Source organism: Sphingopyxis sp. GC21, assembly GCF_025727575.1.
Taxonomy (GTDB): Bacteria; Pseudomonadota; Alphaproteobacteria; order Sphingomonadales; family Sphingomonadaceae; genus Sphingopyxis; species Sphingopyxis terrae_A.
The window spans coordinates 2,745,218-2,756,911 of sequence record NZ_CP095845.1 but is presented as its reverse complement, the minus strand read 5'-3'; the positions used below and the strand labels follow the sequence as shown (position 1 = coordinate 2,756,911).

General features: G+C 64.4%; 14 protein-coding genes. 10 read left to right on the top strand and 4 right to left on the bottom strand.

What is annotated here, in order from left to right:
- Window positions 1-10 precede the first annotated feature (10 nt).
- Complete coding sequence (locus tag MU856_RS13375; protein ID WP_186402955.1) at window positions 11-508, bottom strand: DUF3237 domain-containing protein; 498 nt, start codon at window positions 506-508, stop codon at window positions 11-13.
- A 124-nt stretch (window positions 509-632) separates the two neighbouring features.
- Here MU856_RS13375 and MU856_RS13370 point away from each other — a divergent pair, with 124 nt between their 5' ends.
- From MU856_RS13370 to MU856_RS13360, 3 genes are read left to right on the top strand one after another with little or no spacing between them, the layout of a single operon-like run.
- Window positions 633-2,876: a TonB-dependent receptor gene (locus MU856_RS13370; RefSeq protein WP_263587738.1), complete on the top strand. Its 2,244-nt coding sequence runs from the start codon at window positions 633-635 to the stop codon at window positions 2,874-2,876.
- A 29-nt stretch (window positions 2,877-2,905) separates the two neighbouring features.
- Window positions 2,906-3,403 (top strand): nuclear transport factor 2 family protein, encoded by a 498-nt coding sequence (locus MU856_RS13365; protein WP_062901857.1) that lies wholly within the window; start codon window positions 2,906-2,908, stop codon window positions 3,401-3,403.
- A complete protein-coding gene (locus MU856_RS13360; protein WP_003049501.1) occupies window positions 3,400-4,110 on the top strand; it encodes a glutathione S-transferase N-terminal domain-containing protein in 711 nt (236 codons plus the stop codon). Before MU856_RS13365 ends, MU856_RS13360 begins: the two co-directional genes overlap by 4 nt.
- Window positions 4,111-4,170: 60 nt before the next feature.
- Here MU856_RS13360 and MU856_RS13355 read toward each other — a convergent pair whose 3' ends face one another.
- Window positions 4,171-4,938 carry an SDR family NAD(P)-dependent oxidoreductase gene (locus MU856_RS13355; protein ID WP_062901858.1) on the bottom strand — a complete coding sequence of 256 codons (768 nt, stop codon included), beginning with the start codon at window positions 4,936-4,938 and terminating at the stop codon, window positions 4,171-4,173.
- Window positions 4,939-5,042: 104 nt separating this feature from the next.
- Between MU856_RS13355 and MU856_RS13350 the strand changes: the two genes are divergently transcribed.
- The 7 genes from MU856_RS13350 to MU856_RS13320 are packed head-to-tail and all read left to right on the top strand — an operon-like array spanning window position 5,043 to window position 10,478.
- Window positions 5,043-6,338: a spinster family MFS transporter gene (locus tag MU856_RS13350; RefSeq protein WP_062901859.1), complete on the top strand. Its 1,296-nt coding sequence runs from the start codon at window positions 5,043-5,045 to the stop codon at window positions 6,336-6,338.
- On the top strand, window positions 6,335-7,222 hold the full coding sequence (locus MU856_RS13345; RefSeq protein WP_263587737.1) for an SDR family NAD(P)-dependent oxidoreductase: 888 nt from the start codon (window positions 6,335-6,337) through the stop codon (window positions 7,220-7,222). The genes MU856_RS13350 and MU856_RS13345 overlap by 4 nt, the downstream gene beginning before the upstream one ends.
- Window positions 7,223-7,232: 10 nt before the next feature.
- A complete protein-coding gene (locus tag MU856_RS13340; protein ID WP_058812519.1) occupies window positions 7,233-7,628 on the top strand; it encodes a nuclear transport factor 2 family protein in 396 nt (131 codons plus the stop codon).
- 12 nt (window positions 7,629-7,640) lie between these two features.
- A complete protein-coding gene (locus MU856_RS13335; protein ID WP_058812518.1) occupies window positions 7,641-8,288 on the top strand; it encodes a carboxymuconolactone decarboxylase family protein in 648 nt (215 codons plus the stop codon).
- The gene (locus MU856_RS13330; protein ID WP_263587736.1) at window positions 8,285-9,199 is read left to right on the top strand and encodes an SMP-30/gluconolactonase/LRE family protein; all 915 of its coding nucleotides are present in this window, start codon (window positions 8,285-8,287) and stop codon (window positions 9,197-9,199) included. Before MU856_RS13335 ends, MU856_RS13330 begins: the two co-directional genes overlap by 4 nt.
- Before the next feature lie 42 nt (window positions 9,200-9,241).
- Window positions 9,242-9,865: a glutathione S-transferase family protein gene (locus MU856_RS13325; RefSeq protein ID WP_263587735.1), complete on the top strand. Its 624-nt coding sequence runs from the start codon at window positions 9,242-9,244 to the stop codon at window positions 9,863-9,865.
- 19 nt (window positions 9,866-9,884) lie between these two features.
- Entirely contained in the window at window positions 9,885-10,478 is a 594-nt protein-coding gene (locus MU856_RS13320) for a VOC family protein (protein WP_058812516.1), read from the top strand.
- 63 nt (window positions 10,479-10,541) lie between these two features.
- Here MU856_RS13320 and MU856_RS13315 read toward each other — a convergent pair whose 3' ends face one another.
- Together MU856_RS13315 and bfr are read right to left on the bottom strand one after the other, a co-directional pair.
- On the bottom strand, window positions 10,542-10,973 hold the full coding sequence (locus MU856_RS13315) for an addiction module antidote protein (RefSeq protein WP_263587734.1): 432 nt from the start codon (window positions 10,971-10,973) through the stop codon (window positions 10,542-10,544).
- A gap of 204 nt (window positions 10,974-11,177) precedes the next feature.
- Window positions 11,178-11,660 carry a bacterioferritin gene (bfr, locus tag MU856_RS13310; protein WP_003049525.1) on the bottom strand — a complete coding sequence of 161 codons (483 nt, stop codon included), beginning with the start codon at window positions 11,658-11,660 and terminating at the stop codon, window positions 11,178-11,180.
- Window positions 11,661-11,694 lie beyond the last annotated feature (34 nt).

The following is an 11,694-nucleotide window of genomic DNA, read 5'->3' as shown; positions in this document are numbered from 1 at the left end:
GCATTTCGCCTCACAATATCTCGTGGATCACATGGCGCACGCCGAAGTCGGTGCGCTCGCCGACTCCGACGGCGAGCAGACCGTTGAGCCAGTCGTATCGGGGACTCGCGGTCTCGAACACGGGCGCGATTCGCAGATAATAGCGCGCAGGATCGACATGGGGCGCGGCAGGGTCGGCGAAGGCGGTGCGGACGTCGTCGGGAATCAGGCTGCGCCCCGTATAGCTGAGGTAGATGAGCGCGCCGTCGTCGGTCTGCCACACCGCGCGCGCATCAAAGGTGCCGACCGACGCCGCTTCGCCCAGCCGCCCGCCGCGCGACCAATTGCCGCCACCCGGCAGAACGATGCCGTTGATTCGCGGTCCGAAAAATCGTCCGCCGGTGATATAGCCGAGCCGCTGGTCGCCGAAAGGCGACGCGCCGATCCCGATCAGGCCGCCGCCGACCTCGAACTCCACGGTGCACAAGGGGCGGCTCGCAAGCGCGCTCTGGCGATTTTCGTCGGTCATAATGGGAATCCTCTCTTGAAACTCTGGACAAGCATAAAACCATTAGTATACTAAGGGTCAATCAGATTGACGGATCGGACGGAGAAACCGGTACCGTTGCACTAGGCTTTATGGGAGGGTGAAGATGAAGGCTCGACATTCGAATCTGCTCGCTGGCGTCGCGACGCTTGCGATGCTGGCTACCGCCGCGCCGGCGATGGCGCAGACTGCCGACGATGGCGCCGATACGTCCGCGGAAGCAAGCGTCAGCGGCAATGAAATCATCGTGACGGCGCAAAAGCGCGCCCAGAACATCCAGGATGTTCCGATCTCGATGGAGGTCGTCAGCGGCCAGCGGCTCGACGATTTCAACTCGAACGACATCAAGGCGGTGATGAATTACACGCCGAACGTCTTCGTCCAGTCGACCGCGGGCAATGACGTGATCTACATTCGCGGCTTCGGCTCGCCGCCGGCGAACTTCGCGTTCGACCAGTCGGTCTCGCTCTATGTCGACGGCGTCTACGCCGGCCGGTCGCGTCAGGCGCAGGCACCCTTCTTCGACCTCGCGCGCGTCGAGGTGCTGCGCGGTCCGCAGGGCGCCCTTTTCGGCAAGAACACCGCGGCCGGCGCGGTCAGCGTCGTGTCGGCGGGGCCGACCGACCAGTTCGAAGGCAAGCTGACCGCCAATTATAACTTCGATTTCAAGGGCACCGACTTTTCGGGCTATCTGTCGGGGCCGCTGACCGACACGCTGAGCGCGCGCCTCGCGATGAAGGTGCTCAACCAGCAGGGCTATATCCGCAACCTCGCGACCGACCATGACGATCCGGAGATCAAGCAGCAGCTTCTCCGCCTGACGATGAAATGGGAACCGTCGGCCAATTTCGATTACACCGCGAAGGTCGAATATGCGAACCGCGATGTCGTGGGCGGCATTACCGTGTCGAGCCCGCTGACCAGCGCGCAGGATCCGCACCTTACCCGCTATCTCGACAAGTCGGCGCTCGGCGATGAAGGGACCAAGACCAAATCGGTCATGATATCGGGCACCGGCAACATCGCGATAGGCGACTATACGCTGACGTCGGTGACCGGTTACAGCTGGTTCAACGCCAATATCGTCAACGGCTTCGATCAGACGATTCCGGGCGGCGGCGGCGCGTTTACCAACAATTCGGTATACAACAGCTTCCCCGAACGCTTCGAGCAATTCTCCCAGGAAATTCGCCTGTTGTCGCCGACCGGCCGCACCTTCGATTTCATCGTCGGCGCTTATTACGACCATGGCAAATACCGGCTCGACCAGCTGCAGGGCTTCAATATCGCCAACCTGTTCGGTTCGCCCTATTTCGGCCGCATCGACAGCCGCTTCAACCAGACGTCGGACAGCTGGTCGGTCTTCGGACAGGGTACGCTGAACCTGGCCGACACCTTCCGCGTGATCGGCAGCCTGCGTTACAGCCACACGAGCAAGGACGCCGATTTCGCCTCGCGGCTGGTCTATGGCCCGTTTGCGATCCGTCCGATCTCCAGCGCGGTCGGTTCGCTCAGCGAAGGCAATGTCGATCCGTCGGTGACGGTGCAGTTCGACGTCGCACCGCGCATCATGCTCTACGCGACCTATGGCCGCGGGTCGAAGTCGGGCGGCTTCGTGTCGAATACCCTCGGCACGACGAACGCGACCTTCGCGTTCAAGCCCGAGCGCTCGACCAACTATGAAGCGGGCGTCAAATCGACGCTGTTCGACGGCAAGGTCGTCGCCAACGTCTCGGTCTATGACACCCAGTTCAAGAATCTGCAGGTTTCGGTCTATCAGCCGGCAACCTCCAGCTATCTGACCGGCAACGCCGCGAGCGCGACGTCGAAGGGCATCGAAGGATCGTTGGCGCTCTATCTGTCGCCCAACCTCGATATCACCGCATCGGGTGCCTATCAGGACATCAAATATGATGATTATCCGGGGGCTGCCTGCCTTGCGTCGCAGCCGAGCACCTGCACGCCGGCGACCAACAATCTTGCCGGCTATCGTCTCGCCTACACGTCAAAATGGACCGGCAATGTCTCGGCGCACGGCCGCGTGCCGCTGGGCGATGATCTGAAGCTCGACATTACGGGCGTCGCCGCGGGCCGCTCGAAATATTTCGACTCGGACAATCAGAGCCCGATTTTCGGCATCCAGAAAGGCTATGTGAAGCTCGACCTGCGCGTGCAGCTTTCGGATGCGGACGAGCGCTGGTTCCTGGCCTTCGTCGGCAAGAATCTGACCAACGAGCTGACGACGGGCAGCGCGTTCAACCTGCCGGCGCCGATCACCGCGGTTCCGCGCGCGATTCTCTATCTCGAACCGCCGCGCAACCTGTCGATCGAAGCCGGCTTCAAATTCTAGCAGTCCCGCTAGCTGGCAGTCCCACTAGAATGCCGACCGACGCGACCGCTATCGACGCTTTCCTTGACCGGGAAGCGGCGGTGGCGGTCGTGACCGCTTATGCCACCGCGCTCGATGCGCGCGACTGGGGCGCGTATCGAGCGCTGTTCGCCGACCGGATCGCGATCGACTATGGCGCGATCGGGTCGATCGTCGCGACGATCGATGCCGATGAATGGACGCGCCGCTGCCGCGCGCTCGAGGGTTTCGACGCTACCGCGCACCGGCTGCACAATGTGCGCGCCGAGATCGAGGGCGATCGCGCCGTGGTGACGGGAATCGTCGATGCGGCGCACTTCATTACCGTCGATGGCGCCGCGCTGATGGGCGACCTTGTCGGTCATTACACCCACCATCTGATCCGCGACGGGCGATGGCGGATCGCAGGTGTCACGCTCACCGTTGCGGGCTACCCGGCGGGGAAGCCTGCCTTCGACGCCGCATTTGCCGCCGCCCGCGCCCGTTTTGCCGAAAGAGGAATTGCATGATCGAGGTTTATTTCACCCCCACGCCCAACGGGCACAAGGTTTCGATCATGCTTGAAGAGACGGGCTTGCCGCACCGCCTGCTCAAGATGGATGTGCTCGCGGGCGATCATCTCACCCCCGACTTTCGGCGCATCAACCCCAACGGACGCCTGCCCGCGATCGTCGACCATGAACCGATCGGCGGCGGGGCGCCGCTGCCTGTCTTCGAAAGCGGCGCGATCCTGCTTTATCTTGCCGAAAAGAGCGGCAAGTTCCTGCCCGAAAATCCGCGCCGTCGCAGCCAGGCGCAGCAATGGCTGATGTGGCAGATGGCCAGCTTCGGGCCGATGCAGGGGCAGGCGCATCATTTCATCCGCTACGCACCCGAAGGCCAGACCTACCCGACCGAGCGCTACCGGAACGAGACAGTTCGCCTGCTGCACGTTCTGAACGGACGCCTGTCCGAGGCAGACTATCTGGCCGAGGAATATAGCATCGCCGACATGGCGGCCTGGCCCTGGGCGCGCGCGGTGCAGCTGATCGGGCTGACGCTCGACGATTATCCTGCCGTTGCCGACTGGTTCGCGCGCGTGGGCGAGCGGCCGGCGGTGATTGCCGGAACCGACGTCAAGAATGCCGCCAACCTTGCGAGCGCGCGGCCCGTGCTGACCGAGGAGCAATGGTCGAACCTGTTCGGCAAGAATATGCTCGCCGCGCCGACGCGCTGACCTCCTGCGCCATTGCGAAGAGCGAAGCGACGCGGCTTCGCCCGCAATGACGAGCGTGGATCAGACGGTATCGGCATGACCCCACTGATATTCGATCTTTCCGGCGAGCCGCCGCACCGCGAGCCAGTCGCCCCCGGCCAAACCGTCATCCTCGATCAGCGCGATGACGCCGCCGGCGATATCCCTGGGTTCGCAGGCTTCATTATTGGCTAGCACTTGCTCCATCCACTCCGATTTGCCGCCCGCGCCCGTGGTGTCGAGGATCGGTGTATCGACAAGGCCCGGCAGCATCCCCGCGACGCGGACGTTGCATTCGGCCTTCAGCGGCGCGCAGCAGCGGGTGAACATCATCACCGCCGCTTTGGTCGTCGCATACATCGTATCGTAAAATCCGGTGCCGAGCGCGACGGTCGACACGGTGTTGACGATCACCCCGCCGCCGCGGCGGCGCATCGCCTGCACGGCGATCTGCGTCGCGGCGATCAGCGAGGTCACATTGACGTCGATGATCCAGCGGATGCGCGCCGCGTCGACGTCGGGAAATTGCGGCAGTCCCGATACGACCCCGGCATTGTTGTGGAGAATGTCGACGTCGCCATGCGCCGCGAACCAGGCTTCGGTCGCGGCGATGTCGGACAGGTCGAGGCGGTGGACCGTCGCTCGCGCGCCCGCCGCCTCGACGCGACCCGCCGTTTCGCGCAGGTCGATTTCGTTGACGTCGACAAGTGCGATCGCGGCGGCGCCGCGCTCGGCAAGCGCGACGGCGGTGGCGCGGCCGATGCCGCTCGCGGCGCCGGTAACGATGGCGGTTTTGCCCTTGATATCCATTGCTCTCTCCCGTTCGATGTCGCCTTACCGTAAAGCACATTGACAGATAAACTTAAATACCTAAGTATTTTGACCCGAAAAGAATCACATGTTTGGGGAGAGCCATGACGCAAGCCACCGCCCTTGATGCGGGCGCCGCGCCGGCCGACCGTTCGATCGCCGTCCGCCGCAATTTTGCGCTCGCGATGCTTTTCATGGTCGGCACGATCAACTTCGTCGACCGCCAGCTGCTGTCGGTGCTCGTCGAACCGATCCGCGCCGATATGCAGTTCAGCGATACGCAGTTCGGCTTGCTCACCGGCCTTGCCTTCGCGCTCTTCTATGCGGCGATGGGCGTCCCGGTCGCGATGATCGCCGACCGGTGGAACCGGGTGAAGCTGATCGGTATCGCCTGCGTGGTGTGGAGCGGCTTCACCGCCGCATGCGGCATGGTGTCGAACTTCTGGCAACTGGCGCTGATGCGCTTCGGCGTCGGCGCGGGCGAGGCGGGGGGCACCGCCCCGTCGCTGTCGGTGATCGCCGATTATTACCCGCCCGATCGCCGGCCGCTGGCGATCGGCCTGTTCACGCTGAACGGTCCGTTCGGCGTGTTCGTCGGCGCCGCCTTCGGCGCCTGGGCGGCGGCCAACATAGGCTGGCGCAATGCCTTCCTGGTCATCGGCGTCGTCGGTATCCTTGTTGCGCCGCTCTTGATCTGGCTGGTCCGCGAACCCGCGCGCGGCGCCATGGACAAGCAGCAGACGGCCGACGAAGCGCTGCCCTTTCGGCAGAGCCTTGCGATGTTCGTGCGCCGCCGGTCGCTGCGCATGGTGATGGTCGGCAGCGGCCTTGCCGCCTTCGTCAGCTATGGCATGCTCAACTGGATCCCGGCCTTCCTGATGCGCACCCAGGGCATGCCGCTCGATGCGATGGCGACCTGGTTCGCGCCCGCCGCCGGCATTACCTTCGGGATCGGCATCCTCGGCGGCGGCTGGCTGGTCAGCCACGTCGCGAAGCGATCGCCGCGCGCCTATGGATCGATTCCCGCTCTGGCCACCGCCGTCCTGATCCCGAGCTTCGCCGCGGCGCTCCTCGTCGATAGCTGGCAAGTGTCGCTTGCGCTGTTGCTGATCCCGATGGCGGCCTGCACCGCCTATGTCGCCCCGGCGCTGGCGCTGGTGCAGAATCTGACCCCGCCGCGCAGCCGCGCGACGGCCGCGGCGGTGCTGATGCTGATGTTCAACATCGTCGGCCTCGGCCTCGGTCCGCTGTTCATCGGCGTGGTGAGCGATTACCTCAAACCGGCCTATGGTGATGAAAGCTTGCGCTGGGCCTTGCTTGCCATCCTTCCCTTTGCGGTCGCCGCAGGGCTGGCCCAGTTCGCGATGACGCGCCACCTCGATCAGGATTTCGCTGAATGACCGATGTTGCAGGCAAGACGGCGTTCGTCACCGGCGGCGCCAGCGGGCTTGGTCTCGCGACGGCGCGGGCGCTGGCGGACAGGGGCGCGCGGCTTGTCCTCGCCGATATTGACGGAGCGGGGGCGGAAGCCGCGGCGGAAAGCCTGCGCGCCGCGGGGGCCGAGGCGATCGGGTTGCAGCTCGACGTGTCCGACGAGGCAAGCTGGGCCGATGCCGGTGCCGCCGCGCAGGCTTTCGGCCCGGTACGCATCCTGTTCAGCAATGCCGGTGTGGGCGGCGGTTCGGGGCCGTTCGAGGATTATGACACCGACGTCTGGCGCTGGAACTATGCCGTCAACGCCCATGCGCATCTATATGCCTGCCGCACCTTCCTCGGTGCGATGAAGGCATCGGGCGAGGCGAGCCACCTCGTCATCACATCGTCGATGGTTGCGATCGTGCCGCCGCCGATCTCGGTCGCCTATATCAGTTCGAAATATGCCACGCTCGGCATCGCGATGGCGCTGCGCAACGAGCTTGCGGGCACCTGCGTCGATATTTCGGTCCTGATGCCGGGGATGTCGGCGACGCGCATTGTCGAAACGACGCGCGATCTGCGCCCGGCGCAGGTCGAGGTCGGCCGCGCGGCCGCGACCAGCCAGGCCATGCAGGGCGTGCTTGCGGGCGGGATGGACCCGGCGAAGATCGGCGCGCGGGTTGTCCGGGCGATCGAGAATGGCGACTATTGGATATTCACCCATCCCGAATGGAAGGCGATGGCCGAACTGGTGACGCGCGACATGCTGACCGCCTTCGGCGAATCCGCCGATCCGGATTACAAGGGCGACGATATCGACGGGCTGATCGCGGCCAATGGCGGCCGCATGTTCGGCGCGCGGATTTGAGGAGAGACTGATGAACGAACAGGACGACATTCGCGCCATGGCGACGCGCTTCTTCGACGCGATCGAGCAGGGCGATATCGAAACGATGCAGAACAGTTTCACGCCCGATGCCGAGATATGGCACAATACCGACGAACTGATCGTGACCCCGGCGCAGACGGCGCAGACGCTGACCGGGATGGTCGCGCGCATCAAGGACCGCGAATATGCCGACCGCCGCCTGACCACCTTTCCGGGAGGTTTTGTCCAGCAGCATGTGCTGAAGGGGCGCCGCGTTCACGACGACGGCCCGGTGCGCCTGCCGTGCGCCATCATCTGCGAGGTAGAAAACGGCCGGATCACGCGCCTCGACGAATATTTCGACAGCGCGCACGTCGCCGAATTCCGCAAATTTGCCAACGCCTGAGGAGTCCGTTTCATGCCCGTCTTGCGCCAGGTGCCCCGGTCCGAAGTGACCGACGAGATCGTTCTCGCTTATTATCAGCGCCTGTTCGGCGACCGCGACCCGGTGGCCGAACCCGGCACCGCGACCGGCACGCCGGGCGATTGGTGGACCGTCTATGCGCTGTCGCCCGACATCTTCAAACATGCGGTCGACGGTTTCGCGGTCTATCGCAATCCGGCGCGTTCGATCGACCCGGTGCTGCGCGAGCTTGGGCAGACGCGCGCGGGCTGGGTGAAGGGCAGCCAGTTTGTCTTTTCGCAGCATTGCAAGTCGCTGCGCGGCCTGGGGGTCAGCGAAGAGAAGATCGCATCGATCGCCCATTGGCAGGTCGCCGATTGCTATAACGATCAGGAACGCGCCGTCCTTGCCTATGCCGATTGCCTCAGCCAGGCGAACGGCCGCGTCCCGACGGCGGTGTTCGACAAGCTCAAGACCTTCTGGAACGACGAGCAGATTTTCGAATTCACCTACATCACCTGCCTCTATGACATGCACGCGGTCATCACCCGCGCGCTGCGCATGGAGTTCGACGCGCGCGAAGATCCGATCGTCGAGGTCGCGGCCCCCGAAGGCTTCGATGCCGCCGACTTCCTGAGCGCGCCGCGGTCGAAACCCGAATGAGCGACTTCGGCGCGCCCGAGGTCGTCGCCACCGGCCTGCGCTTTCCCGAAGGGCCGGTGCCGATGCCCGACGGGTCGGTGCTGCTTGTAGAGATTGCGCGCGGCACGCTGACCCGCGTCGCCCCGGACGGAAGCCTGTCGGTCGTGGCCGAGCTTGGCGGCGGGCCCAATGGCGTGGCGATCGGCCCCGATGGTGCTGCCTATGTCTGCAACAATGGCGGGTTCCAGTGGACCCGGGGGGGGCCGCTGCTCTTTCCCGGTCATGCCGCGCACGACGCCGCCTGCGGCTCGATCCAGCGGGTCGACCTCGCCAGCGGGGCGGTGACGACGCTCTACGACAGTTTCGAGGGCGAGCGGCTGAAGGGGCCGAACGACATCGTCTTCGATCGCGAGGGCGGCTTCTGGTTCACCGACCATGGTCAGGTGCGCGGCAGCGGGCGCGATCATGGCGCCATCTATCATGCCCGCATCGACGGCTCCTCGATCACGCGCCAGCGCGCCGAGATGATCGGTCCGAACGGCATCGGCCTCTCCCCCGACAGCAAGACGCTCTATGTCAGCGAGACCATGACCGCGCGCGTCTGGGCGATGGAGGTGGTGGCACCGGGCCAGCTCGCGCCGCCGCCGCCGTGGGCGCCGGGCCGGTTCGTCGGCACGCCGCCCGCCTTCCGCCTGCTCGACAGCCTTGCGGTCGAGGAAAGCGGCCGCATCTGCGTCGGCACAATGGTCGAAGGCGGCATCACCATCTTCGATCCCGATGGCGGCGGGTCGGAGTTTCTGCCGCTCCCCGATATCGGCGTGACCAACATTGCGTTTGGCGGCGCCGATCGGCGCGACGCCTATATCACCGCGTCGACCACCGGGACGCTCTACCGCGTCCGCTGGCCGCGCTCCGGCATATTCGTCAATTAAGTTGACGGTTATGCCGGAAGCTGCTAGAAGGATACTGAGAGGATGGCCATGAAATTCTATAATAGCGTCGGCCCCAATCCCCGTGTCGTGAAACTGTTCATGGCGGAAAAGGGGATCAGCCTGCCCGAGGTCGAGGTTGACCTGCGCGGCGGTGAAAACCGGCGCCCCCCCTATAACAGCAGCGTGAACCCGGCGGGGCAGACCCCGGCGCTCGAGCTCGACGACGGAAGGGTACTGACCGAGATTACCGCGATCTGCGAATATCTCGAGGAGCGCTTCCCCGATCCGGCGCTGATCGGCACGACGGCCGAGGAGCGCGCGGCGACGCGGATGTGGACGCGGCGCGTCGACCTCAAGATTTGCGAACCACTGACCAACGGCTTTCGCTTTGCGGAGGGACTGCCGCTGTTCGAACCGCGCATGCGCTGTCTGCCCGAAGCCGCGGCGGGGCTGAAGGCGATGGCACAGGACGGGCTCAAATGGCTCGATCCGCTGATCGCCGATCGCGCGTTCATCGCCGGCGACCGCCTGACGCTCGCCGACATCATGCTCTTCGCTTTCCTCGATTTCGGCGCGAGCGTCGGTCAACCGCTCGACCCCGACAACAGGAATATCCTGCGCTGGTACCAGGGCATGAAGGCCCGCCCCGGCGCCAATCCGAACTGAGACGCAAAGGAGACGGACGATGGCAGAAGCGAACAAGGAATTCGAATTTTGCGGGGTCAACCACCTCGCGCTCGTGTGCAAGGACATGGCCAGGACGGTGGAATTCTACCGCGACATTCTGGGCATGCCGCTGACCAAGACGATCGACCTTCCCGGCAATCGCGGCCAGCATTTCTTCTTCGATATCGGCAATGGCGACAGCCTGGCCTTTTTCTGGTTCGACGGTGCGCCCGAAGCGGTGCCGGGAATCTCGGCGCCCGAAGCGCTGCCGACGCAGGGCAATTTCATGTCGGCGCACGGATCGATGAACCATATCGCGATCAACGTGCCCGCCGAGCGCTTCGATGAATATTACGACCGCCTCGTCGAAAAGGGCGTCAAGGTCACCAAGATCCTGAACCACGACAATTCGCCGACGCAATCGTCGGACGAGATGAACGACGATGTGTTCGTCCGTTCGGTCTATTTCTTCGACCCCGACGGCGTTTGCCTCGAATTTGCGGCCTGGACCAAGGTGTTCGACGACAGCGACGTCGCGCATGACCCGGTCCGTGCGGACGGAACGAAGGTCGAAGGCATGATCACCGCGCGCAAGCCGGTCCCCGCCGAATAGGCCGAAACCGCGAAACACTCCTCGGGCCCGGCCGCTGTGCCGGGCTCTCTTTGTTGGCGAATCTTAGGCATTCGGCGCGCGGCGCGGCGCCTTGGCGCGGAGGAAATTGCCGAGCGCGACGAACAGCGTTTCGCGCGCGTCGCCGCCCAGCATTTCGGCGCTGAGCCAGTCGAACGCCGCGCGGTCGTCGCGACCGGCGGCACCGACCAGCGCCGCGAGCAACGCTTCGTCGAAGCTGGCGCGCGGGCAGCAGGGCGGGGCGACCGCGAAGGGGTCGGGCCAGCAATGAACGATCGCCTCCACGACGAGACGGTAGCGGCGCGCCGCGAGGATGTTGCCCCAGCGCCGTTCGAGTTCGGGCATCGGGTCGCGCTCGCTGCGATGGCACAGCACGCAATAGCGCAGCGCGAGGACCGCCTGCGCCGCATCGACCGGCAGTTCGCGTACGAACGGCTGTTCGGTCAGGCGGCGGACAAGCGTGCTGGCTTCCATCATTCCTCCCATCGATGGCCCAAATCCGCGGCGCATCGGCATGCAGCCTGGTCCGTCCGAAAAAGATGCCGGCTGCCGCAGGGCCGCAGCAGCCGGCAGGAGGGGACTGCGTAAACAGAGCTATTGATAATCATTCGCAAAAACAAGCAAAAAATGAGGCGCCCGCAGGCGCCCCCAAAAAATCCGTGGATTTTTGTCGTTCCGGCGTCAGTCGTCGCCGGCGGGCTTCGACTGGAGCTGGACGTAATTTTCCATTCCCATGCGCTCGATCATCTCGAACTGCTTCTCCAGCTCGTCGACATGATGCTCTTCGCTTTCCAGAATGTCGGCGAACAGATCGCGGCTGACATAGTCGCGCACGCTTTCGCTATGCGCGATCGCGTCCTTGAGCAGCGGGATCGCTTCTTCCTCGAGCGCGAGGTCGGCCTTGAGGATCTCTTCGACCGTTTCGCCGACGCGCAGCCGTCCGAGCAGCTGGAAATTGGGCAGGCCGCCCAGAAAGAGGATGCGGTCGGCCAGCTTGTCGGCGTGCTTCATCTCGTCGATCGATTCCTCGCGCTCGAAATGCGCAAGTCGCGCGACGCCCCAATTGTCGAGCATGCGATAGTGCAGCCAATATTGGTTGATCGCCGTCAGCTCGTTCTTGAGCGCTTCGTTGAGAAAATCGATGACCTTGGGGTCGCCCTTCATTGTCCGTCCTGTCCTTGTCGGGTGGGGTGAGAAG